Origin of the sequence: Nocardia sp. CA-129566 (assembly GCF_050956075.1) — a bacterium.
Taxonomy (GTDB): domain Bacteria; phylum Actinomycetota; class Actinomycetes; order Mycobacteriales; family Mycobacteriaceae; genus Nocardia.
This window is the reverse complement of sequence record NZ_CP192085.1, coordinates 3,301,884-3,325,694: the sequence shown is the minus strand read 5'-3', so window position 1 is coordinate 3,325,694 and position 23,811 is coordinate 3,301,884. Positions and strand designations below refer to the sequence as shown.

Below are 23,811 nucleotides of genomic sequence, written 5' to 3'. Positions count from 1 at the left end.
AGGTAGGTCATTCCGATCGGTCACGATTGCCTCCGTTCGTTCAGTGTTCGCTGTTGCTGGTCCCACCGGTGCGGATCGCATTCGAGTGCGGCTCGGTCCCACTTGCCGCGTTCGGCGGCCGCTCGATAGGTGGTGTGCAGGAATTCCAGCAGGCTTCCTTCCGGATCCGCTGCGGTGCGTACCGCCTCGTAGGGCAGCAGAAACTGGCCGTTGTCGGCGCTGTAGAAGGCGTGCCGAGGACCGACCGGATAGTCGGCGAAGCCGTCGGGTTCGGGATAGGCGTAGGCGTAGAAGGCGCCTTCCTCGCCGCCACCCGGCCAGAAACCGCAGCTGCTCAATTCGTGGGAGTAGCCCTCCTCCATCACCCAATTACCGCAGTTGGGTGCGCCGCCCGGATGCTTCGGCGCGGTGCGGCCGGAGAACCTGGTGCAGGCCAGATCCATGGCGCCCCAGAAGAAGTGCACCGGGCTCACCTTTCCGATGAAATATGAGCGAAACTCGCTCATTACTCGATGGGCCGCGACGAGTTGACGCCAGAACAGATGCACGGCGTCGCGATCATAGGAAGCATGTTCGTAGTCAGCGGCGAACGGGATCGCAGGATCGACCTCGTTGGGCTTCGCCTGAATTTGTACCGCAATGCCGAGCTCGTCGAGCGCACTCATCGTTTCGGCATAGAAGTCCGCAACCGGCTTGGGTTCGAGCGCGACCTGACGGGCGTTGCCATCACCGGCTCGTATGTGCAACCGATGCTCGGTGAAGTCGAACTCGATGTCGAACACACCGGCCTCGTAGGGCATCGCGGAGGTGGTCAACCCCCGCGGGCTGACGTAGAGGGTGACCTGCCACCAGTGGTTGATCATCGGCGCATGAGCGAGTCGAATCTTGCCGATGATCTGGGTCCACATGTGCACCGTGTCGCGGGTAGCGATCCACTCCTCGACCCGCAACCGCGGCCAGCGTAGCGACGACGTGATCTCTGTGCGAGTGGTCTCGGCCATCAGCTTCCTCGGTCCGTCCGTCGGTTTCGGTACCGTTCGCGGCGCGGATTCTGCGGCCATGCCGTGGCGCCGCTGGTGTCGGCCCGGTGTCAGGCATTCAGGAAGGCGAGCAGGTCCGCGTTGACGGTCTCCGCCGGGGTGCTCAGCGTGCCGTGCGGGAAGCCTGGTAGGTCTTCAGCACGCCGTTCTCGAGTAGCCGCGCGGACAACGGCCCAGAGGTCCTGTGCGAAACGATCTGATCGTCCTCGCTGTGCATCACCAACACCGGAACGGTGATCATCTTCAGGTCTTCAGTGTAGAAGATCTCTGTGCCGTCACAGGTGGTGATCGTGCCCTGATACGACCCTCCTTGAAGACAATGCGATGACGGATGCGACCCGCTGCCCTCCCGCGCTTGGAAGCTACGCCGGATGTCCAGCACAGGCGTGGTTGTTCCTGGTTCCGCGGCTGGCACCCCTCCTTCCTGCCTGGCACGGTTAGAGCCAGCGGTACCGACTCGGGGGTCGGTTTTCAGATTTTCACGCGGCGTCGGGACGAGCCTGTCGACAAATATCAAATGTCGTTGCGCCGATAGCCGAAAAATAGCTGCTAAGAATGCGTCCTATGACAGGGACCGCCGCCACCGAATTGATAGTTCGGCAGGCCGACTCGGACGACCGGACGGACAACGCGCGGCCTGCGCGGGCGGAATTTCGGGCCGACGTCGAGGGGCTGCGTGCGGTCGCGGTGCTGGCCGTCGTTGTCTTTCATGCGGGTGTGCCCGGTGTCAGTGGTGGGTTTGTCGGTGTCGATGTCTTCTTCGTCATCTCTGGATTCCTTATCACCGGGATGCTGTGGCGTGAGGTGGCGGTCACCGGCACGATCGGGCTCGCGCGGTTCTACGGCGCCCGGGCGCGCAGGCTGCTGCCGGCCGCGGGCGTCGTGTTGGTGGCGACCGCGGTCGGTGCGGCGACGCTGTTGCCTCCGCTGCAGGCCCGCGAGGTGCTCGGCGACGGGATCGCCAGTGCGTTGTACGCGGGAAATTATCGGCTTGCCGTGCAAGGCACTGACTATCTCGCCGCCGATGCGCCGCCTTCGCCGTTTCAGCACTACTGGTCGCTCGGGGTGGAGGAGCAGTTCTATTTGCTGTGGCCTGCGCTGATCATCGGCGTCGCCTGGTTTGTGCGGTACCGCCGAAGGCCAGCGGCGGACGCCTCGCCGGTTCCGTACCTGTTCGTCCTCGCGGTCGTTGCCGCGGTGTCGTTCGCGGTTTCACTTTCCTGGACCAGCACACTGCCTTCGTGGGCGTTCTTCGCGCTCCCCGCGCGGGCGTGGGAGCTGGCTGTCGGCGGCATTGTGGCGCTCTCGGTCCCCGGATGGCACCGATTTCCGGCACCGGTGGCCACCGTCGCCGGGTGGCTGGGGCTGGCATTGATCGTCGCGAGTTGCACCCACTTGGACGGGCGGACACCGTATCCCGGTACCGCGGCGCTGCTGCCCGTGCTGGGTGCCGCGTTGATCGTCGCCGCAGGCTGTGCCGCACCCCGGCTGGGAGTCGGTCGCGTACTGTCGGCAGCTCCGCTGCGGGCGCTCGGTCGTCTTTCGTACTCCTGGTATCTCTGGCACTGGCCGGTGCTGCTGCTCGCGCCACGGCTGGTCGGTCACCCACTCGATGCGGCCGGCTCGGTGGGCGCGGTCGTCACGGCCGGTGGCCTCGCCATGCTCACGCTGTGGTTCGTCGAGGATCGGGCCCGTTTTGCGGCGCCTCTGCGGCATTCGGCCGTGCTGAGCCTCGCCGGCGGCGGTGCCGTCACTGCGGTCGGCGTCATCGTTGGTGTGGTGCTGCTCATGCTCGTGCCCGTCCCGGTGGGCCGCGGCGCACCGGCCGAGGCCCTGACCGTGGTGGCGGCGCCGGACGCGCCGCCACAGGCCGTTGATCCGCACGACGCGGCGCTTCAACAGCTGACCGCGCAGGTGCAGGCCGCCGTCGCGGCATCGGCCGAATCGCAGTCGGTGCCGTCGAATCTCTCCCCGGCGCTCATCGACGCGCCGGCCGACAAGGCGACGGTGTTCGGAAACGGTTGCGTGCGCTCCTGGCTCGATGTCGGACAGCCCGAATGCGCGTCGGGCGATCTCGGCTCGGCGAGCACGGTGGCACTGGTGGGCGATTCGCACGCCGCGATGTGGAGCCCGGCGTTCGAGCAGATCGCCGAGCAGCGGCATTGGCGCCTGGAAACGCTGAGCAAGGTCACCTGCCCGCTGATGGAACTGCCCATCACCAGCCCCTACTTAGGCCGGGAGTACACCGAATGTGTGCAGTGGCGGCACCAGATCCTGGCCCGGCTGCAGGCCGAGCATCCGCGGCTGATCGTGCTGAGCATGTCCCGGCGGTACGGCGGCGACTTCGGGTTCACCGCCTACGACCAAGCCTGGACCGATAGCCTGACCCGCCTGACCACACAACTGCGGGCGACCGGCGCGAATGTCCTTGTCCTCGGACCGATTCCGGATCCGCACAGCACCGCGCCGACCTGCCTATCCGACCATCTGGACGACGCGCTGGCCTGCGCCCCGCCGCGGCCGGTCGCCGTGAACGACGCGGGCATCGCAGCCGAACGGGCCGCGACGACGACGGGCGACGGGCAGTATGCCGACCTCACCGCGCTGTTCTGCACCACCGACCGCTGCCCGCTCATCAACCGCAACAACCTGATCTACCGGGACGACAACCACCTGACGGTCGCCTACGCCAAGTCGCTCACGCCGATCGTCGCCGCACTGGCCGACCGCGCGCTCGCCCGCAACTGAACCTGGTGGGCGCGAACGAAATCGGGTACCTCCGGCCCGAGCTGATCAGGATCGCAGCGCCGCGCGCGCCTCCGGTGCCACTGCGTGCGAAATCCGGCATTCCTGAGACACACCAGCCCGGCCACGGCCAGCACCAACACCTGGGAACGCCGTCCAGGGTTGAGGGTCGCACTGTCGACAGCTCCAACGTGCAACCCGGGCCAACGTCGCTGCGATCGGCCAACTAGCCCAGAGCGCGGGTGAAGCCCTCGACGAGTTCGTCGACCTGGTCGTCGGTCATCACGAACGACGGCGAGATCTGCATGGCGCCCTGACCGGCGGCGCGTCCCGAGATGCCGTGTTCCCGTAGGGTTTTCACCAGCGGCAGGCCCTCGGAGGGATCGGCGAGCTGGATCGCGGCGACCGCGCCGAGACCGCTGCGGACCTCGGCGACGCGCGGATGATCCGCGAGCGGAGCGAGCTTCTCGTGCAGGGTGGATTCCAGGCGCTTCGCCTCGTCGAGCAAGCCCTCACGTTCGACGATGGCCAGGTTGGCCAGTGCCGCGGCGGCGGCCCCGGCGTGGCCGCCGTAGGTGTAGCCGTGGCGCCACCAGACGCCGCCACTGAAGAAGGGGGCGGCGATATGGGGGGCGATGAAGACCGCGCCCATCGGGACGTAGCCGGAGGTGAGGCCCTTGGCGGTGGTCATGAGGTCGGGTTCGAGGTCGAAACGGGTTGCGGCGAACCAGGATCCGCCGATGCGGCCGTAGCCGGTCACGACCTCGTCGATCACGAAGAGGATGTCGTGGTCGCGGCAGATGCGGCGGACCTCGGCGAGGTAACCCTCCGGCGGCAGGTACACCCCGCCCGCGCCGATAATGGGTTCGCAGAAGAAGGCGGCGATGCGCTCCGCGCCGATCTCCTCGATGAGCGCGAGCAGCGCCTTCGCATCGTCCCATGCGACGGTGCGGGCATCGGGCATCAGCTCGCCGTAGCCCTCCCGATTGACCGGGATACCTGCCAAAGCCGTTCCCGCGACGTGCATTCCGTGATACGCGCGCTGACGTCCGACCACGATCGTCTTATCCGGGCGACCCAGCTCGTGCCAGTAGCGGCGGGCGAGTTTCGCGGCGGTGTCCACCGAATCCGAGCCGCCGGAGGTGAAGAAGATCTTGCTGCCGGGCACCGGTGCGATGCTCGCCAGCTTCTCCGCCAATTCCTGGGTGGCGGGTTCGGTGAAATCACCGAAGTTCGAGTAGTGCGCGACCGTGCGCAGTTGCTCGGCGACCGCGTCGGCGATCTCCGCGCGACCGTGCCCGACATTGGTGAACCACAGCCCGGCTGTCGCGTCCAGATACCTGGTCCCCGCCTGGTCGTAGACGTAGGCACCCGCACCGCGCGCCACGACGAACGCACCGTCGCGTTCGACGGCGCCCATATCGGCGAACCCGTGCCATAGCGCACCCATATCGACCACCTCTACCTCGACAACCACATCACTTCGTCCGCACTGCACCGGCCGCAGCCCGATTCACCGAGCGCGACCACCGCGAGTGCGAGTAGCGCGAACCCGATGACCGGGACCACCGAACCGCCACCCATCCCTGTCGGGGCACGGATCGTTGAACCGGTACGGATACCAGTCGACGATCGGCCCACGGATCAGGGTGCACGCACCGCAGCCGAGCGGGCGGACCGACCAGCCCGCGATCAGCCGCCTGGAAACCCAGTACGACCGGCGCCAGCCCCCGGTCCACGACCATCACGATAGGCATGAACCAGTGCGCCACATCAGCCACCCACCCGTGTTCGTCCCAGCAGGCGATATGGGCGAGCAGCTCCGCGAACGCGCGCCGCGGCCGGTGCACTGTCAGCCGCTACTCGATCGGACCGTAAGGTCGGTGCGGTGGAACAGTTTCCGAGTCGGGCGCTGACATTGGGCGCCGGTGGTGTCGTCGGCACCGCCTGGATGGCCGGTCTGGCCGCCGGATTGCGCCAGCACGGCATCGACCTCGCCGCCGCCGACCTGATCGTCGGCACCTCCGCGGGCGCGATCGTCGGCGCGGTCCTCGCTTCCGGCCGAGATCCGGGCGAACTCGCCGAACCCCGGCAACCTGCGCCGTCGGACCCGCAACTACCTGCGCCCGACCCCCGCGCGCTGGGCCGCGTGTTCGCGGTCCTCGGCGATAGCGAAACGGCACCGGAGCTCAGGCGGCGACGAGTCGGCGAGATCGCGCTCGAGATGAGCGCCGAACACGATGCCGTCCACGTCGAGCGCATGCGAACCCTGATCGGCACGGCACAGTGGCCGGACCGATTGCTGGTCGTCGCCGTCGACGCCAGCTCGGGCCAGCGCCGAGTCTTCGATCAATGCGATGGGGCCGCGCTGCCGGACGCGGTGGTCGCCAGTCGCGCGATGCCCGGCGTCTACCCGCCCATGACCATCGGTGACCGTCGCTTCATGGACGGCGGCATGTACTCCGCCACCAATGCGGATCTGGCCGCCGGGGCCGAACTTCTCGTCACCATTCATCCACTGGCACACCTGTTTTCGACCGCCGCCCTCGACGCGGAACTGCAATCCGCGCGGCCCGGAGAGTCATTGGTGATCACCCCGGACCAACGATCCATCGATGCCTTCGGCAGCGACCTGCACGACCGCGCACACTGGATACCATCCTTCCGAGCCGGATTCGTCCATGCGGACGCGGAAGCCACACGCCTCCAACGGATCTGGCCGACCGCGCAGTAGCCCGAGACCGACCGTCGGGGGAGGAACGTGACAACCAGCGAACCTGTTCGAGCCCGGTATCCGCTGCTGTCATCCACCGGATTCCTGTGGTTCTGGTCCGCCGACAGCTTGTCGCTGGTCGGTACCTACATCACCGCGCTGGCGCTGCAAGTGCTCGCGGTCGACACGCTGCGAGCATCGCCCATCGAGCTCGGTGTGCTGGGGGCCGCGCGCTGGCTGCCGTATCTGCTGTTCGGTCTGATCGCCGGAGTGCTCGTCGATCGGTATCGGCGGCGGCCGGTCCTGGTGGCCGCCGATCTGGTGCGGGCGGGCCTGCTCGCACTCATCCCGCTGTCGGCGGCGACCGGCGCCCTGAACATGCCGGTCTTGATCGCGGTCGTGCTGGCATTCGGCACGGTGTCACTGGCCTACGACGCCGCACATCAGTCGTTTCTGCCGACGCTGGTGCCACCGGAACTGCTCACCCCCGCCAATGCCCGGCTGGAACAGTCCTCGGCGGTGGCGCAGACCTGCGGGCCGGTCATCGGCGGCTGGCTGGTCCGGATCGTCGGCGCGCCGCTGGCGATCATGGTGGACGCGGTGTCGTATCTGATCTCCGGACTGATCGTGGCGCGGCTGCGCGTGGCCGAGCGATCCGAGCCGCCGTGCGACCGGAATCTGCGCAGGGAACTGCGCGAAGGGCTGACCTGGGTGTACGGGCATCGGATGCTCGCCCCGCTCGCCATCGCCTCGCACGGCTGGTTCTTTTTCAGCGCGGTGGTGTCGACGGTGTACGTGCTCTTCGTGATCGACGAACTCGGCTTCGACGCTTCCGCACTCGGACTGAGCTTCGCCTTCGGCGGCGTCGGCGCCGTGGCCGGGGCATCGGTCGCCGAACGCGCCGGTCGGCGATTCGGCATCGGGCCGATGATCATCGGCTGCCGATGGCTGACGCCCATGGGATATGCGCTGATCCCCTTGGCGCACAATGGAGTTGGTGGTCTGGCGCTGCTGTGCTCTGCCCAGTTCCTTTTCGGTGTCTCCATCGGCATCGACAGTCCGCTGGAAATGGGCTACCGCCAGGCCGTCACACCCGACCGTCTGCTCGGCCGGATGAATGCGACCATGCGCTCGTTGAACCGGGCCGCGATCGTGATCGGCGCACCGGTGGGTGGCGTGCTGGCCGCCTGGCTCGGCATTCGGTGGACGCTGTGGATCGCGGTCGTCGGGCTGCTGATCTCGGCGCTCGTGTTCACCGGATCCGGATTCCGTCATGCCCGCTCGGGAGCGGACCTGCCCGGCTGATCACGGTTGCATTGGCGGTCAATCAGTGCACCGAGCCGGTCGACGAACGCCGTCGCCACCCTGGTCACGGGTGTGCTCACCGGATGCTCACGCCCGCCTCGGATTCGACGCGCCGGTTTCGCTACCCTGGTGATCGCAATGACCAGGACAGCCGACGCGAATCTCCGCGAGCTCCGGACCCGCCTGGCCGCCGTAACGCTCCGCGATGAACACCGGTTGCGCCGAAGCCTGGACCGGGCCCGCGGCGGCGATCTCACCGATATCGCGGCCGAGATCGCGGCGGCCGAGCAGCGCGTCGAGGCTCGCCGCGCCGCGGTACCCGAAATTCGCTACCCCGAGCAGCTACCCGTCTCCGCGCGCCGCGAAGATATCGCCAAGGCGATCATGGAGAACCAGGTCGTGATCGTCGCGGGCGAGACCGGATCGGGTAAGACCACCCAGATTCCGAAGATCTGCCTGGAACTCGGCCGGGGCATTCGCGGCACCATCGGACATACCCAGCCGCGGCGGCTGGCCGCGCGCACCGTCGCCGAGCGGATCGCCGAAGAGTTGGGCACCGAACTCGGCGACGTTGTCGGCTATACGGTGCGCTTCACCGATCAAGCCTCCGATCGCACGCTCATCAAGCTGATGACCGACGGCATCCTGCTCGCCGAGATCCAGCGCGACCGGCTGCTGCGCCGCTACGACACGATCATCATCGACGAGGCGCACGAGCGCAGCCTCAATATCGACTTCCTGCTCGGCTATCTGAAGCAATTGCTGCCGCGCCGACCGGACCTGAAGGTGATCATCACCTCGGCGACCATCGATCCGGAGTTGTTCGCGCGGCACTTTGCGAAGCAAACAGACGACACCAGCGCGAAGCAAACAGACGACACCGGCGCGGAGCAAACAGACGACACCGGCGCGCAGCAGTCGGATGACGAATCGGGCACTCCCGCACCGATTGTCGAGGTTTCCGGCCGGTCCTATCCCGTGCAGATCCGGTACCGGCCGCTAGCGCTGGAACTACCCGGCAGCGCCGATGAGGACGACGAGGACACCCGGATCGTGGATCGCGACCCGGTCGATGCCATCGGCGACGCGGTGCGCGAACTGTTCGCCGAGGGCGACGGCGATGTGCTGGTGTTCCTATCCGGTGAGCGCGAGATCCGTGACGCCGCGGATGCGTTGCGCGACTTGAAGATTCCGCGCACCGAGATCCTGCCGCTCTACGCGCGCCTGTCGACCGCCGAGCAGCATCGGGTATTTGCCCCGCATACCGGTCGACGCGTGGTCTTGGCCACCAACGTCGCCGAGACCTCGCTGACCGTCCCCGGTATCCGGTACGTCGTCGACCCCGGTACCGCGCGCATCTCCCGCTATTCGATGCGCACCAAGGTGCAGCGCCTACCCATCGAAGAGGTTTCCCAGGCCTCGGCCCGCCAGCGTGCCGGACGCTGCGGCCGTGTCGCCGACGGCATCTGCATCCGGCTGTATTCCGAGGACGATTTCGAATCCCGGCCCGCCTTTACCGAACCGGAGATCCTGCGGACCAATCTGGCCGCCGTCATCCTGCAGATGACCGCACTCGGCCTGGGCGATATCGAGAGGTTCCCGTTCGTGGAGGCGCCCGATCGCAGGGCGATCCGAGACGGTATCGCGCTGCTGGAGGAATTGGGCGCACTCGCGCCGCGCGCCACCGCGACACCCGCGCGGCGCGCCGCCGGACCGGACGCCATCGAGGAGACGCATACCAGCACTACTCAGGGAGGGCGCAGCGCCGATAGCGTTGCGGGCAAACAGATCCGAGCTGACGAATCCACCGACGCACGCGATGCGACGCTGACGCTCACCCCCACCGGGCGCGAAATGGCGCAGCTGCCGGTCGATCCCCGCATGGCCAGGATGCTCGTCGAGGCGCACCGCAATGGCTGTCTGGCCGATGTGCTGATCATTGTGGCCGCGCTGTCCATTCAGGATGTGCGCGAGCGACCCGCGGACCAGCAGCAGGCCGCCGATACCGAACACGCGCGGTTCGTGGTCGAAGGCTCGGATTTCCTGGCCTACCTGCGGTTGTGGGAATACCTGAACGAGCAGCGAAAGTCGCTGTCGTCCAATCAGTTCCGGCGGATGTGCCGCGAGGAGTTCCTGCACTACCTGCGGATCCGGGAGTGGCAGGATCTACACGGGCAGTTGCGGACCATCACGCGGGGGCTCGGATGGTCGACGCACGATGGCTCGGATGGCGACGAAACCAGGTCGCGCCGTGGACGATCCGGCGGACGAGACACTTCCGCCCCGGCTCGGGGGAACGACGGCGGACAGCGCGGAAAACGCGACACCGACACCTCCGGCGCTGGTGCGAACCGTCGCAGGGGCGGCCGCGCACCCGAGAACGTCACGTCGAGACCGCAAGCGGCGCGCGGCGGACGTGGTGCCGACGAGGCGCCGCCGCAGGCTGCGGCACTCGAAAACGATGGCACCCCATGGGATTCGACCGCGATTCACCAGGCACTGCTGGCAGGCATGCTCTCCCATATCGGCGTCCGCGAGGCCGAATCGCGCGAATTCCTCGGCGCGCGCAATGCCAAGTTCATGATCTTCCCCGGCTCCTCCCTGGCGAAGAAGCCGCCCCGCTGGGTGATGGCCGCCGAACTCGTCGAAACCTCGCGGCTCTGGGGCCGGATGGCGGCGCGGGTGGAGCCCGAATGGGCCGAGCGCCTCGCCGGGGATCTGGTGAAGCGCACCTACTCCGAACCGCATTGGTCGTCCAAGCGCGGTGCGGCGCGGGCCTATGAGCGGGTCACGCTGTACGGCGTACCGCTGGTCGTCAGCCGCGCCGTCGACTACGGCCGTATCGATCCGGAGCTGTCGCGCGAACTGTTCATCCGGCATGCGCTGGTACAGGGTGAATGGCAGACCCGGCACGAGTTCTTCCACCGCAATCGCGAACTCCTCGACGACGTAGCCGATTTGGAGCACCGCGCCCGCCGCCGCGACATCCTGGTCGATGACGAGGTGCTCTTCGAATTCTACGACAAGCGCATCCCCGCCGATATCGTCTCGGTGCGCCATTTCGACAGCTGGTGGCGCACCGCCAAGCGCAGAGATCCAGCGCTGCTGGACTTCTCGACCGAGACCGTGGTCAATGAGGCGGCCGCGGTCCTGGACCCGACCGACTTCCCCGACGCCTGGCGCCAGGGTGAGCTCAGCTTCCCGCTCACCTACCAGTTCGAGCCCGGCAATGACGATGACGGTGTCACGGTGCGGATCCCGGTCGAACAGCTGGCACATGTGCGCGCCGTCGGCTTCGACTGGCTGGTCCCCGGCATGCGCGAAGAGCTGGCCACCGCACTGATCAAGACACTGCCGAAGGCATTGCGCCGCACCGTGGTTCCCGCACCGGACTTCGCCGCGGCCGCACTCGCCGCGCTCACCCCGCGTGCCGAACCCTTGCGCACCGGTCTGGCGCGGGAACTGTCGCGCCTCGGTTCGGTCACCATCGCGACGAGTGATCTCGACCCCGCCGCCCTGCCCGACCACCTGCGCATGACCTTCGCCGCGATCGATGCCTCCGGCACGACCTTGGCGCGCGGCAAGAACCTGACCCAGTTGAAAACCCGACTGTCCGAACAGGTTTCCGCCTCGGTCGCCCGCGCGACCGCGGGTGCCGAGCGTGCTCCCGCCACAGTGTGGACCTCGGAATCACTCGGGACGGTCGCACCGACGGTGCGCAACGAGGTCGCCGGACAGACGGTCACCGGTTATCCGGCGCTGGTCCCCGAGGGCGAGGGTGTCGCGGTCCGGGTGCTCAGCTCGCCCGGCGAACAGGCCGCCGCCATGCGAGCGGGCACGCGCACCCTGGTGCTGGCCGCCATGCCGACCTCGGTCCGCACCGTCACCGCGAGTCTGCGGCCGCAGGATCGGCTGGCGCTGAGCCAGAATCCGTACGGCTCACTCGACCTACTCGTCGAGGACTGCCGCGCCGCCGCCGCTGACGAACTGATCGCCGCCGCCGGCGGCCCGGTGCGCAGTCCGGACCAGTTCGAAGCCCTGGTCGCGCGGATCCGCCCCGAATTCGTCTCCGCCGTTGCCCGCATCGTGCGCCTGGTGGTCCCGATTCTGGCTGGGGCACACCAGGTTTCTTCCCTCCTCGCCGACACTTCCGAACGCGACATCGCCGACGATGTCCGCCAGCAACTCGACGACCTGGTCTTCCCCGGATTCATTTCGGAATGGGGCAGCACCCGTCTGCGCGAACTCCCCCGCTACCTCCGGGCCGCGCGCGTCCGCCTCGAATCACTGCCCGGATCGGCCGTCCGCGACCGCCAGGGCATGATCGAGATCGACCGCGCCCTCACCGCCTACGACCGCCTCGTCAACGCCCTGCCCGACACTCGCAAGAACGCCCCCGACGTCACCGAGGTCTGGTGGATGATCGAGGAATTCCGGGTCAGCCTCTTCGCCCAGAAATTGGGCACCCCCTACCCGGTCTCCACCAAACGCATCGAAAAGACCATCGCCGCCATCCGCCGCTGACGGCCCACCGGGACTGGTCGGGTACCGGTAGTTCCAGGGGCGCGGCGGTCAGTCCGCGCTGGCCGCGACCGTCGCTTCCTCGCGATGTTTGCGCAGGTCGGCGATTTCGCGTTCGAAGTCGACGGCCGAGGTGAAGGAGCGGTAGACCGAAGCGAAGCGCAGGTAGGCCACTTCGTCCAGATCGCGCAGCGGGCCGAGGATCGCCAGGCCGACCTCATGGCTGGGGACCTCGGGGGAACCCTTGGCGCGCACCGCGTCCTCCACCTGCTGGGCGAGCAGGTTGAGGGCGTCCTCGGCGACCTCGCGGCCCTGGCAGGCGCGGCGCACACCGCGGATGACCTTTTCCCGGCTGAACGGTTCGGTGACACCGCTGCGCTTGACCACCGATAGGATCGCGGTCTCGACCGTGGTGAATCGTCTCCCACACTGCGGGCAGGAACGCCGACGGCGGATGGCCGCGCCTTCCTCGGCCTCACGCGAGTCGACGACCCGCGAGTCGGGGTGTCGGCAGTAGGGGCAATGCATCCGAGAGATCCTTCGTCGATGCGCGCGCCCGCGTCCGAATCGGCTCCGGTTCGGCGTTCCGATCCGGCGAGCACGTGTACAGGGGTCTAGACCTATACATCCATATCGGTTCCAGGATACCTGGGAGGGGTCACCAGGCGTCTCACCCGTCCCACCTATCCCGCGCGCGGGCGATTATCCGAGCTGCCACTGCGGGGTGAGATCGGCGATCAGTTCCGGGATGCGCGCGGTCATCCGGCCGTGCGCGAGCTTGTTCCAGAAGGATTCGCCGAGTACGACCTCGGCGAATGACCGGTTGCTCTCCATATCGACATGGCGCGGCGCCAGGTCGCCCATGATGTAGGCCCAGCGGGTATCGCGGTCGGCCCAGTTGAAGTCCGGCAGCGGGGTGCGCAGCGATACCGTGCGACCGGCGATATCGGCGCTGACGGTCGCGGGCGCGAAGACACCGGGTGCGCGGACGCCGGGTACGGCGGGCTTACCCGCGACGGTGCTCACATAGGTCAGCACCCGGCCCATCGTGCCCCGGCCCGCCGAGGTCACGTCCCACTGGTCGGCAATGACGCGGTTCTGCTCACGATCGGTCATGCGGATCAGCGCATCGATATTGCCGCTCTGGGTGTGGGAATCGATCGACTGCCATGCGGTGCGGATACTGGCATCGATCACCCCGGCGGCGAACATTTCGTCGATTCCGGCCATTCCCAGCGCGGCATAGGCCTCGTGCATCGGGACCAGATCGGTGAAGATGTGCTTCTGCATGATCATCAGCCGGGTCTGGTACCAGGTGACATCGTCGACGCTGAGCCGCGCACCGTCGGTGGCCAGCAGGCGGATATCGGCGGGCACCTTGGCCACCAATTCCGGTGGCGTGGCGCGCAACAGGTCGGCGACCGCATTGCCGAGCTGGTGGATGCCGGGCACGTCGAGCACCATGCCGATATCGCTGAGGTCGAAGAAGCCCGAGGCGAACGAGCCGCCCGCTATCCCGGCAAGCCCGGCCCACCAGTAATCCTGATGCTGATTCGCCAGCCGGAAGTAGTTGACGTAGACCTCGCTGAAGGTGCGCTGGTTGGCGCGCACGCCCAGCCCCGGATCCCAGGCCGCGAGGTCGATATCGGCATTGCGGGTCGAGACCACCAGCCAATACTGGTGCAGCAGTGTGCCGTAGCGGCTCGGCGCCACCCCGTCGGCCCTGGCCTCGTCGAGTGCTTCGCGCAGTGTCGATTCGTCCAGTGGCAGCGCCGGATTCAGGCCACCGCCGCCCGCGCCGTCGCCATTGACGGCAGGGAGATCCAGATATGCCTGGTATGCGGGCGCCGCGTGCGCGGCCGGAATCATGGTGAGGCCGAAGATAAGACAGGTGAGCAATCCGGCGATTCGGGCGAGAATGCGGACAGCGTGTTCAGCGGTGCGGCGATGCGTCATTGCGTGGTGTCCCGAAATCGTTCGTCGGCATAGTTGCCTGGATCACGTTTTCAGGGACAGTAGCAACATGTTCTAGTTTGCAATCGACAATTTCGGCCACCCTTGGTGGCCAGATCTGCCGGTCACCATCCGCCACACCGACTTTCGCCGAGCGCTATCGCGGCAGACCGATTCCGGCACCGTCCGGAACCGATTGCTGTTCGACCACGGCGGGCACCGCCGCCGGGGTCTCACCACCGAAAGTCCCGGCACGCCAATGCGCCAACCCGATCAGCGCCGTCACCACCAGCGCGCTCAATAGTGCGGCCACCGCCAGCACCGCGTAGCCGACCTGCGCCTGTTCCACCCGTTCCATCGGATGCGGACCCCGCGCCTGCCGCAGCGCGGACGTTCGAACCGGACCGCGATCGTAGAGCGCCACCGCACCGCCGGGCCTGCTGCCGCGCGGCCCCCGATCCACCCCGGCCCGCGTGGCATCGAGGGCGCGGATGCCGCCGCGATGTGGGCGCTGGACGCGGGGAACGGAATCGAAACCGAGGTCGGACTCGGTTTCCAGGTCGGTGCTCGGGGCGCTGATCGCAGTGCTCATCGGACAAACCTCCATGAAGGGGAGTTAGTGGGTGCTCAGGTATGTCACGAGACGATGGGGGTAGCTGTTCGATCAAATGTTCGAAGAACTCGTGTTCGATTTCTACCACGCACCACCGACAATGTCAGCAGAAAACGCCGACATGCCTCGAACAGATGTTTGATACATCGGCGTAACCGGACTAGATTCGGTAGACGAAATCCATCACACGAAAGGGCGGTTGCGGTGAGCCACACAGACGACACGGGCGACGAGAGCGGAGTTGGCACCGACCCGTCCGGAACCGGGGCGGATCTCACCGTGCGTCAGCGCAAGGTCCTCGAGGTCATCCGCACCTCGGTGAGCGAGCGCGGCTATCCGCCGAGCATCCGCGAGATCGGCGACGCGGTCGGACTCACCTCCACCTCCTCGGTCGCCCATCAGTTGCGCTCCCTCGAGCGCAAGGGCTATTTACGGCGCGACCCGAATCGGCCACGGGCCGTGGATGTTCGCGGCTTGGACGAGGCGGTCCGCGCGGTGACCAGCCTGCCGACCGCCGAGGATGTCGAACCCGGTAGGCCGGTCCCGACCTTCGTGCCCGTCCTGGGTCGGATCGCCGCCGGTGGCCCGATCCTGGCCGAGCAGGCGGTGGAGGACGTCTTTCCGCTGCCGCGCGAACTGGTCGGCGACGGATCGCTGTTCCTGCTCAAGGTCGTCGGTGAATCGATGGTGGACGCCGCGATCTGCGATGGCGACTGGGTGGTCGTGCGCCAGCAGAATGTCGCCGACAACGGCGATATCGTGGCCGCGATGATCGAGGGTGAGGCGACGGTGAAGACGTTCAAGCGCACCGGCAAGGATGTCTGGCTGATGCCGCACAATCCGCTGTTCGAGCCGATCCCGGGTAATGACGCGCAGATCCTCGGCAAGGTCGTCACGGTCATCCGCAAGATCTGAAAGTCGTTGGGATGCGCGGGCCATCGGTCCGCGCATCCGAGATCCGTCCTCAGTGCAGCATTAGACCGAGCGGCCATGCCCAGTGCCCGAGTGTGATCCGCTCGATGAGCAGAATCTGCAGCTCTCCGACGATCCCGCCGAGTACCGCGCCAACCGCGATCGCCGTCGGCTCGTCCTCCTTCACGGCGGGTCGCAGCAGATTCTCGAACTGCGCGGGTGAGAGCTCCCCCATCCGTTCGATGACGGTGTTCTCGATATCCATGGCCTGCATCGTGTAGGCGTGCGCCTGCTGGGTGGTGACCTCGGCGTGGGCGAAAACCCGTTCGGCCGCCGTCGCCTTCAGCTCCCGCCACCGGTCGGTGCCGACGGTCAGCGTGACCAGCGGTTTAGCCAGGCTCGGCGCGGCGTCCGCGGCCCGATCGACATATTTGGCGGCCAGTTCGAATACCCGGTCCGCCGCGGGCCCTTTCAGGATGGCGTCGACGATCTTGTCCGGCGTGAGCAGCTCCGCGGCGATCAGATGCGCGTACTGCGGGATCAATTCGTGCCGATTCTTCGCGAAAAGCCCGTGCCAGGTGAAGATTCCGAAGTACCGCTCGGGCTCGTGCGGGCGGAACAGCATCTGCAGCCCGATGAAGTCGGTGACCCATCCGTTCACGAAGCCGAATACCGGCATCAGCCACGGCTCGCGGAACAGCGCCCACATGATCGCCTGTCCGACGCCGATGAGCAGCCCGAACCAGAAGCCGATCTTCGGGATCGTGGTCATCTGCGCCCCGGCGATATCGCGCATCATCCGATTCAGCAGCGCTTTATCGGCGGTCAGATTCGATACGACCATGGCGCGCAGGTCGAACAGCCGCACGATATCGCGCTTGGCATCCTCGATCGCCGCGACCGCGTATTTCGGTGTCTCGGACTGGATCAGCCCGATCACCGCGCGCCGGGTCACCTCCGGCATCGCCTCCCACAGTCCCGGGTAGTAGTCGATCGCCATGGAGCGCACGACATCGTCGACGGCCCGACGCATCGGCGCCTCGACCTCCTTGATGAGCTGATCCGCGTCCAGTCGGTCGAAAAGTTCCTGCGGCTGCAGCAGATTCGTGCTGATCATGTCGTAGGCGATGCCCGCCATCTTCTCGGCCTGGCGCGGCAGCATCCCCTGCCAGCCCAATGGAATCCGGCCCAGCCGCACCCCGACGAACTCCAGCGGACGAAACATCATCTCGATGGCGATCAGCTTGGTGAACCACCCGATCCCGCCCGCGATGAACGGCATCGACAGATAGATCCACCACCACTGCCGCACATCCGCCACAATCGACGACCACGACTGCACGCCACACCCCACTTCTCGATCGAAGATCCGAAGTTTACAGTGTTGTATCACGACGGCAGCGGCACACCGCTTCCCCATGACCTCCTATATCCGCTGAGGCCAACGGGATACGAATATTTCGACGCTCGCGTTCGCGACAGCGAAGCACAACGACAGCGCGCCAATGAGATTCAGTCCCGAGATCGGTCGGCCTCGCGGACCGACAGGCGATCAGCGCGGCAGCAGCGTCACCCAGAAGTCGGCTCGATGATCGGCGGCATAGGTGTCGATGAGGCGGCTTCCCCTGGGGCGGAAGGACATGACGAGCGGTGCGGCCGGGTCGTAGGCCGGAATCGGTTCGAGGCCGTCCGGATCCGGACGGGTGTCGATGGCGAATCGAGTCCAGTACCTTCGCATTTCGCTGGCGAGGCGCTGTTGGTCGGGGGTGAGCACGGCACCGTAGACCCAGCCGAGGTTGCGCAGGCTCCACAGCGATATCAGTTCGCTGGCATGGAAGGCGCCGAGCGGAAAGATATTCGGCGGGGCGAGCGGCGCCGGATCATCGAAAGAGTAGATGTAGGTGGGGTTGTGCGGGCTCAGCGCGGCGTACTCGACGGTCAGCGCGGTCAGGGTGCGGTCGGTCCAGGCACGCGAGAGTGCGAGCGCGGGCTGAGGGTAGGCGGCAGCCGGGTAGACCTGCTCGACGCGGTCGAGTTGCTCCGATGTCAGGTCGGGCATTGCGGCGGCCAGTGCGTCGCGATATCCGGCCGCAGTCAGCGGCTTACCAAGGGGCACACCATATTTCATGTATACCCAGAGCGCCATCTCGTCATTGTTCGCACCGACGAGCGTGGGCACCGCGGCCAAGGATCCGTTGCGCGATGCCGCCTGCGGGCCGGTCGGCAGGAACGATCCACCGTAGACGGTCGCGGAAATGGGATTGTTCGCCAATGTGGCGACCGGCAAGGCGCGCAGGCAGGCGGCGGTCTCGGGTCCGGTGCAGCCGAGACGTGCGGCATAGGCGTCGCCGTCGGCCGCCGCCGTCGCGACCGGCACACCGACCGAGCACGGGCCGCTCTCCCGGATCGCGGCGCGGAACAATCCCCGCGAACTCGGCGCGGCCAGCTGCGTGCACACCGACGCGGCGCCCGCGGACTCGCCCGCCAGGGTCACCTGCTCCGGATCACCGCCGAAGGCCGCGATATTGCGCCGCACCCACCGCAACGCGGCCTGCTGATCCAGATAGCCGTAGTTCCCGGCCCCGGAGCCGTCGTCGAGTGCTGAGGCGGCGAGGAAGCCGAGCGCGCCGAGGCGGTAGTTGATCGTGACCACGATGAGGTCACCGTCACCGTGCGCGATCAGCGGATCGGCACCGTAGATATCGCCGGAGCCGCTGGTGAAACTGCCGCCGTGGATCCAGACCAGCACCGGCAGCGGACGGCCGTCGGCCGGCAGGCTGCGCGGTGTCGAAACATTGAGGTACAGACAGTCTTCCGACTTCGTCGGATTCGCCCCCAGCAGACCGAAGACACTGCTCTCCTGCGGACAACTCGGCCCGGCCGCCGCGGCATCGCGCACACCCGGCCACGCCGCGGCCGGAGCCGGTGCCCGCCACCGCAAGTCCCCGACCGGCGGGGCGGCATACGGGATGCCCGCGAACAAACGATGGTCCGCGGCCAGCACGCCGCGCAGCTGACCGGTTTCGATGGTGACGAGGTCGGCGGCGATCGGCTCGGCGGGAGCCGGTGCCACACCGCCGAGCACGATCACCGACGCCAGGACCGCGAGCCAGCCCCGAGCCACCGGTTGATCGGGCAGGGCAAACCGCTCTGACCACCCGTCCGCTGTCACCCGCCGACGCCTGCGCACGGACCAACGCTAGTCACCCGCACCCTCCGGGCGGGCGGCAATCACCGAAAACAAGACTTCGGCCGCGTGCGCGAAAGTGACCCTTGCCACAGTCGGTACGTGCGCGTACCGTGCTGATGGTACGCAGATGTACCGCGCTGGGAGGTGCCGCATGACCACGGTGAAATTGCCCGATGGGCCTACTACTCCGGCTCTGTTTCAGGCCGTGGAGGTAATGACGGGTCGGACCCGCGCTTGGCGCAGGCTGCACGATCGCTATGGCTCGGCATTCACCGTCTACCTACCCAGGTTCGGCCGGATGGTGGTGCTATCCGATCCGGCCGAGGTGAAGGCGCTGTTCACCGCGAGTTCCGATATCGCCGACAATGTCGATGTCAATCTCGGCCAGTTCCTCGGTCCCGGCTCGCTGTTCTCACTGCAGGGCGCCGAACATCGCAAGCAGCGCAAACTGCTCACCCCGCCGTTCCACGGCCGCCGTCTCGCCGTATACGAGGCGCTGATCGAGGAGGAGACCGTCCGCGAACTGGCGACTTGGCCGCAGGGCCAGGAGTTCGCGACCATGGATTCGATGATGCGGATCACCCTGAATGTGATCCTGCGCGCCGTATTCGGCGCCGAGGGTAGGGAATTCGACGAGTTGCGCGAATTGCTGCCCAAACTGGTGCTGGTCGGCTCGGCGCTGGCCGCGCTGCCGGTGCCGCGAAAGTTCCTGGGGCGCTTCGGCCCCTGGGCCCGATTCACCGCACACCGCCGCCACTACGACGAAATCGTCGGCCGACTCATCGACCGCGCCGCCGCCGACGACCGACTCGCCGACCGCGACGATGTGCTCGCGATGATGCTGCAGGCCCGCTACGACGACGGCACCGCGATGACCCACAGTGAGATCGCCGACGAACTGCTGACTCTGCTCACCGCGGGGCACGAGACCACGGCGACCACACTGTCCTGGACCATCGAGCGGTTGCGCCGCCATCCGGAAGTGCTGGCCCGCTTGGTCGCCGAGGTGGACGAGGGTGGTTCGGCGCTGCGCGAGGCCACCCTGCTCGAGGTGCAGCGAGTCCGCCCGGTGATCGATGCGACGGCCCGCAAGATCCGTGCGGAGTCCGTGCAGCTGGGTCGGTGGACGCTGCCCAAGGGGCAGAATGTGCTGGTCTCCATCCGGCTCGTACACGATAACGAGGAGCTGTTCCCCAACGCCCGCGCCTTCACCCCGGACCGCTTCGTCGGGGTTCGACCCGGCACCTTCAGCTGGATCCCGTTCGGCGGCGGCGCACGACGCTGCATCGGTGCGGCATTCGCCACCATGGAGATGAATGTCGTATTGCGCACGCTGCTCAGGGATTTCACGCTCGCACCGACCGATGCGCCGGACGAACGCACACACTTCCGCGGTGTCGCGCTGGTGCCCGCCAAGAAGGGGCGCGCCGTGGTGTATCGCCGCGCATCCGCGCCCACCACGGTGGCCGCGCGGACCGAGCAGGTGACGGCATGACCGAAGCATCGCGCGGCGATTCGATGAGCGGTGATGGGCAGGCAGTGGGTGGGCGCGAACAATTCGCCGAGGTGGGCCGCGGGGTCACCCTCGCCTACGAGCGCTTGGGCGACGGCGGCACGCCACTGCTGCTCGTCGCGGGGCTCGGTCAGCAACTGCACGACTGGCCCGACGGTCTGTGCGATCTCCTCGTCGCCCGCGGCTATGACGTCATCCGCTTCGACAATCGCGATGTCGGGAAGTCGACGCACTTCGGTTTCCCGCCGCCGGGTCCGCTCGATTTCCTGCGAAAGCGCTGGCACACAGCGCAATACGATCTCAACGACATGGCCGCCGACACGGTGGGTCTGATCGATGCGCTCGAGCTGGGCTCGGTCCATCTGGTCGGCATGTCACTCGGCGGGATGATCGCGCAGACCGTCGCCGCCCGCTATCCGGACCGCGTCGCGTCGCTGACCTCGATCATGTCGACCACGGGCGCGGCGCGGGTGGGGCGACCGGCCCTGTCCACCTGGCGGTTGATGTTCGGCCGACCGGCGCGCAACCGCAGCGAGCACATCGATCGCTCGGTGCGCATGTATCGGCACATCCGCTCGCTGGGCTATCCGTTCGACGAATCCGCGGTGCGCACCGCGGCGGCGACGACCTGGGATCGCGATCCGCATCCCGCGCCCGGGGTGGGCCGTCAGCTGGCGGGCATCCTCAAATCCGGTGACCGGACAACGCAACTCGGCGCTGTCGTCGCCCCGACCCTGATCCTGCACGGTGACCGCGACCTGATGGTCAACCCGACCGGCGGCACGGTCACCGCTGGCGCCATTGCCGGCGCGCGCCTGCACACCCTGCCCGGCATGGGCCACGATCTGCCCGTCGGTGTCCGGCCGACGCTCACCGACCTCATCGACACCCATATCCGCACCGCCAGGAGCACCGATGCCCCGCACCGCTAGGCCACTGTCCGGCCGTCCCGCCATGATCACCGGCGCCGCCTCCGGCATCGGCCGCAGTCTCGCCCAATTGCTTTCCCGCCGTGGGTCACCGGTGGCGATCGCCGATATCGATGAGACCGGATTGAAGCAGACGGCCTCGTCGCTGAGCGGTTCGGTGCTCACTCGGGTCCTCGATGTGCGCGATGCCGCCGATCAGCTGGCCTTCGCCGCCGAGGTGCGCGAATGGCTGACCGAGCCGTTGGCGGCGGTATTCAATAATGCCGGTGTCGCGGTGTCGTCGTCGGTGCTCAACGCGGTACCCGAAGACGATGAATGGCTGCGCCAGATCAACTTCGACGGCGTCGTCAATGGCACACGCGCATTTCTGCCCATTCTTGTCGAACAGGATCAGGGCGTCGTCGTGAATACCTCCAGCGTATTCGGATTGGTCGGCATGCCATACCAAAGTGCCTATTGTGCGGCGAAATTCGCGGTGCGCGGCTTCACCGACGCACTGCGCCAAGAGCTTCGGGGTACCGGAGTGTCCGCGGTAAATGTGCATCCGGGCGGAATCACCACCAATATCGCGCGCAATGCCAGGTTTCGAAAGGATCCCGAGGGACGCGGCCGCTCGCACGAACAGATGGCGGCCGAATTCGAGGCGCTGACCATGACCTCGCCGGATAAGGCGGCCGAAATCATCTGTCGCGGAGTGGAGCGCGGGAAGTCCCGGATCCTGGTCGGACCGGATGCCTACATATTCGACGCACTCGCACGCGTGACGCCGACCCGCTACTACGACATATACACAGTATTGGAGCGGCGGCTGCGCGCCCGCGTCGAGGCGGGAGCGACGGTATGAGGGATTCGATGAGGAGTCCCGGCCCGGAGGCGGGTCGGCCCGAGCATTTCGATGTGTTGATCGTCGGCGCCGGCCTGTCGGGCATCGGTGCGGCACACCATCTGCAGACCGCGTTTCCGGGGCGCAGCTACGCAATTCTGGAGGCGCGCACGGCAATCGGCGGCACCTGGGATCTGTTCCGCTACCCCGGCGTGCGTTCGGATTCCGATATGCACACCCTCGGCTATCGCTTCCGTCCGTGGACGCAGGCCGCGGCCATCGCCGACGGACCGTCGATCCTGGACTACATTCGCGATACCGCGGCCGATGCCGGAATCGATCGGCGAATCCGATTCGGGCACAAGGTCATCGGTGCGTCCTGGTCGACGGCCGAGGCACGCTGGACGGTGACGGTCGAATGCGACGGCACCAGCTCGACGCTCACCTGCGGCTTCCTCTACGTCTGCAGCGGGTACTACCGCTACGACGAGGGCTACACCCCTGAATTCCCCGGAATCGAGGAATTCCGAGGGCAGCTGGTACATCCGCAGCAGTGGCCCACCGACCTGGACTACGAGGGCAAGCGCGTCGTCGTGATAGGCAGCGGGGCCACGGCGGTGACGCTCGTGCCCGCCATGGCCGAGAAAGCGGCGCAGGTGACCATGTTGCAACGCTCGCCCACCTACATCATGTCCGTGCCCACCGAGGACGCGGTGGCCATCCGGCTGCGCGAACGGCTCGGACCACGCCGGGCCTACACCATCACCCGCTGGAAGAACGTGCTCATCGGCACCCTCATCTACCAGCTGAGCCAGCGACGTCCCCGAATGATCCGCAATCTCATCCGCAAGCAGAATGCCGCGCAACTGCCCACCGGCTACGAGGTGGACGTCCACTTCAAGCCGACCTACAACCCCTGGGATCAACGGCTGTGCCTGGTACCGGACGGGGACCTGTTCGGCGCGATCCGGGCCGGTCGCGCCGCGGTGGTGACCGATCGCATCGACCGGTTCACCGCCGAGGGCCTGCGCCTGAGCTCTGGCGCGGACCTGCCGGCCGATGTCGTGGTGACGGCGACCGGTCTGCAATTGCTGGCCTTCGGCGGAATCGAGTTCACCGTCGACGGTGCGGCGATCGCGCTGCACGAGACCATGGCCTACAAGGGCATGATGCTCAGCGGTGTCCCCAACTTCGCGTTCACCATCGGCTATACCAATGCGTCCTGGACATTGAAGGCGGATCTGGTGGGCGAATTCGTCTGCCGACTGCTGCGGCATATGGATGCCAACGGCTACGACCAGTGCGTGCCGTGGCCCGATCCGGATATCGAGACGGCGCCGCTGTTGGACTTCCAATCCGGATATGTCCAGCGCTCCATCGACCGGTTCCCACGTGCGGGTTCGCGGCGGCCCTGGCGGTTGGGCATGAACTACGCCCACGATGTGCTCGCGCTGCGCCACGGGCGAATCGAGGACGGCACCATCAGGTTCGCGAGCCGAACCGCACTCGGCGAGCCGGTTCCGGTGCGGGTGAGGTCATGATCGCCGTGGCGGC

Annotated in this window: 16 protein-coding genes and 1 pseudogene; 9 read left to right on the top strand and 8 right to left on the bottom strand. The window is 67.0% G+C overall.

Annotated features, from left to right (window positions below; genetic code table 11):
- Window positions 1–20: 20 nt before the first annotated feature.
- Window positions 21–1,001 carry a DUF5996 family protein gene (locus ACQP0C_RS14235; RefSeq protein ID WP_433733389.1) on the bottom strand — a complete coding sequence of 327 codons (981 nt, stop codon included), beginning with the start codon at window positions 999–1,001 and terminating at the stop codon, window positions 21–23.
- Between the two features lie 89 nt (window positions 1,002–1,090).
- Window positions 1,091–1,299 (bottom strand): annotated as a pseudogene (locus ACQP0C_RS14230) (alpha/beta fold hydrolase); the annotation flags it as partial.
- A gap of 305 nt (window positions 1,300–1,604) precedes the next feature.
- Between ACQP0C_RS14230 and ACQP0C_RS14225 the strand changes: the two are divergent.
- Window positions 1,605–3,788, top strand: a complete 2,184-nt coding sequence (locus tag ACQP0C_RS14225; protein ID WP_433733388.1) for an acyltransferase family protein — start codon at window positions 1,605–1,607, stop codon at window positions 3,786–3,788.
- A 223-nt stretch (window positions 3,789–4,011) separates the two neighbouring features.
- On the opposite strand, the gene ACQP0C_RS14220 is transcribed toward ACQP0C_RS14225, so the two are convergent.
- The gene (locus tag ACQP0C_RS14220) at window positions 4,012–5,235 is read right to left on the bottom strand and encodes an aspartate aminotransferase family protein (RefSeq protein ID WP_433734543.1); all 1,224 of its coding nucleotides are present in this window, start codon (window positions 5,233–5,235) and stop codon (window positions 4,012–4,014) included.
- Window positions 5,236–5,673: 438 nt separating this feature from the next.
- Between ACQP0C_RS14220 and ACQP0C_RS14215 the strand changes: the two genes are divergently transcribed.
- The 3 genes from ACQP0C_RS14215 (at window position 5,674) to hrpA (ending at window position 12,327) form a co-directional block, all read left to right on the top strand.
- Window positions 5,674–6,519: a patatin-like phospholipase family protein gene (locus ACQP0C_RS14215; protein WP_433733387.1), complete on the top strand. Its 846-nt coding sequence runs from the start codon at window positions 5,674–5,676 to the stop codon at window positions 6,517–6,519.
- Between the two features lie 27 nt (window positions 6,520–6,546).
- Window positions 6,547–7,803 carry an MFS transporter gene (locus ACQP0C_RS14210; RefSeq protein ID WP_433733386.1) on the top strand — a complete coding sequence of 419 codons (1,257 nt, stop codon included), beginning with the start codon at window positions 6,547–6,549 and terminating at the stop codon, window positions 7,801–7,803.
- A 138-nt stretch (window positions 7,804–7,941) separates the two neighbouring features.
- A complete protein-coding gene (hrpA, locus tag ACQP0C_RS14205; protein WP_433733385.1) occupies window positions 7,942–12,327 on the top strand; it encodes an ATP-dependent RNA helicase HrpA in 4,386 nt (1,461 codons plus the stop codon).
- A 48-nt stretch (window positions 12,328–12,375) separates the two neighbouring features.
- On the opposite strand, the gene nrdR is transcribed toward hrpA, so the two are convergent.
- The 3 genes from nrdR to ACQP0C_RS14190 all read right to left on the bottom strand — a co-directional run bounded on the left by nrdR (window position 12,376) and on the right by ACQP0C_RS14190 (window position 14,869).
- Window positions 12,376–12,852, bottom strand: a complete 477-nt coding sequence (gene nrdR / locus ACQP0C_RS14200) for a transcriptional regulator NrdR (RefSeq protein ID WP_433733384.1) — start codon at window positions 12,850–12,852, stop codon at window positions 12,376–12,378.
- Between the two features lie 174 nt (window positions 12,853–13,026).
- Window positions 13,027–14,280, bottom strand: a complete 1,254-nt coding sequence (locus ACQP0C_RS14195) for a hypothetical protein (RefSeq protein ID WP_433733383.1) — start codon at window positions 14,278–14,280, stop codon at window positions 13,027–13,029.
- 154 nt (window positions 14,281–14,434) lie between these two features.
- Window positions 14,435–14,869, bottom strand: a complete 435-nt coding sequence (locus ACQP0C_RS14190) for a hypothetical protein (RefSeq protein ID WP_433733382.1) — start codon at window positions 14,867–14,869, stop codon at window positions 14,435–14,437.
- 225 nt (window positions 14,870–15,094) lie between these two features.
- Here ACQP0C_RS14190 and lexA point away from each other — a divergent pair, with 225 nt between their 5' ends.
- Window positions 15,095–15,805 carry a transcriptional repressor LexA gene (lexA, locus tag ACQP0C_RS14185; protein ID WP_433733381.1) on the top strand — a complete coding sequence of 237 codons (711 nt, stop codon included), beginning with the start codon at window positions 15,095–15,097 and terminating at the stop codon, window positions 15,803–15,805.
- A 49-nt stretch (window positions 15,806–15,854) separates the two neighbouring features.
- Here the strand turns inward: lexA and ACQP0C_RS14180 are convergent, their stop codons facing one another.
- Window positions 15,855–17,144 carry a DUF445 domain-containing protein gene (locus ACQP0C_RS14180; RefSeq protein ID WP_433733380.1) on the bottom strand — a complete coding sequence of 430 codons (1,290 nt, stop codon included), beginning with the start codon at window positions 17,142–17,144 and terminating at the stop codon, window positions 15,855–15,857.
- Between the two features lie 210 nt (window positions 17,145–17,354).
- A complete protein-coding gene (locus ACQP0C_RS14175) occupies window positions 17,355–18,926 on the bottom strand; it encodes a carboxylesterase/lipase family protein (RefSeq protein WP_433733379.1) in 1,572 nt (523 codons plus the stop codon).
- A gap of 217 nt (window positions 18,927–19,143) precedes the next feature.
- Between ACQP0C_RS14175 and ACQP0C_RS14170 the strand changes: the two genes are divergently transcribed.
- The 4 genes from ACQP0C_RS14170 to ACQP0C_RS14155 are packed head-to-tail and all read left to right on the top strand — an operon-like array spanning window position 19,144 to window position 23,798.
- Entirely contained in the window at window positions 19,144–20,487 is a 1,344-nt protein-coding gene (locus ACQP0C_RS14170; RefSeq protein ID WP_433733378.1) for a cytochrome P450, read from the top strand.
- Complete coding sequence (locus ACQP0C_RS14165; protein ID WP_433733377.1) at window positions 20,484–21,437, top strand: alpha/beta fold hydrolase; 954 nt, start codon at window positions 20,484–20,486, stop codon at window positions 21,435–21,437. Before ACQP0C_RS14170 ends, ACQP0C_RS14165 begins: the two co-directional genes overlap by 4 nt.
- Window positions 21,421–22,278 (top strand): SDR family NAD(P)-dependent oxidoreductase, encoded by an 858-nt coding sequence (locus tag ACQP0C_RS14160; RefSeq protein ID WP_433733376.1) that lies wholly within the window; start codon window positions 21,421–21,423, stop codon window positions 22,276–22,278. Before ACQP0C_RS14165 ends, ACQP0C_RS14160 begins: the two co-directional genes overlap by 17 nt.
- 8 nt (window positions 22,279–22,286) lie before the next feature.
- Window positions 22,287–23,798, top strand: a complete 1,512-nt coding sequence (locus tag ACQP0C_RS14155; protein ID WP_433733375.1) for a flavin-containing monooxygenase — start codon at window positions 22,287–22,289, stop codon at window positions 23,796–23,798.
- Window positions 23,799–23,811: the final 13 nt, after the last annotated feature.

What these genes read in the sequence shown, in the direction of transcription:
- hrpA (WP_433733385.1), top strand. Translation starts at nt 7,942, where the DNA reads ATGACCAGGACAGCCGACGCGAATCTCCGCGAGCTCCGGACCCGCCTG.
- nrdR (WP_433733384.1), bottom strand. Translation starts at nt 12,852, where the DNA reads ATGCATTGCCCCTACTGCCGACACCCCGACTCGCGGGTCGTCGACTCG.
- ACQP0C_RS14165 (WP_433733377.1), top strand. Translation starts at nt 20,484, where the DNA reads ATGACCGAAGCATCGCGCGGCGATTCGATGAGCGGTGATGGGCAGGCA.
- ACQP0C_RS14160 (WP_433733376.1), top strand. Translation starts at nt 21,421, where the DNA reads ATGCCCCGCACCGCTAGGCCACTGTCCGGCCGTCCCGCCATGATCACC.
- ACQP0C_RS14190 (WP_433733382.1), bottom strand. Translation starts at nt 14,869, where the DNA reads ATGAGCACTGCGATCAGCGCCCCGAGCACCGACCTGGAAACCGAGTCC.
- ACQP0C_RS14225 (WP_433733388.1), top strand. Translation starts at nt 1,605, where the DNA reads ATGACAGGGACCGCCGCCACCGAATTGATAGTTCGGCAGGCCGACTCG.
- ACQP0C_RS14155 (WP_433733375.1), top strand. Translation starts at nt 22,287, where the DNA reads ATGAGGAGTCCCGGCCCGGAGGCGGGTCGGCCCGAGCATTTCGATGTG.
- ACQP0C_RS14220 (WP_433734543.1), bottom strand. Translation starts at nt 5,235, where the DNA reads ATGGGTGCGCTATGGCACGGGTTCGCCGATATGGGCGCCGTCGAACGC.
- ACQP0C_RS14195 (WP_433733383.1), bottom strand. Translation starts at nt 14,280, where the DNA reads ATGACGCATCGCCGCACCGCTGAACACGCTGTCCGCATTCTCGCCCGA.
- ACQP0C_RS14235 (WP_433733389.1), bottom strand. Translation starts at nt 1,001, where the DNA reads ATGGCCGAGACCACTCGCACAGAGATCACGTCGTCGCTACGCTGGCCG.
- ACQP0C_RS14170 (WP_433733378.1), top strand. Translation starts at nt 19,144, where the DNA reads ATGACCACGGTGAAATTGCCCGATGGGCCTACTACTCCGGCTCTGTTT.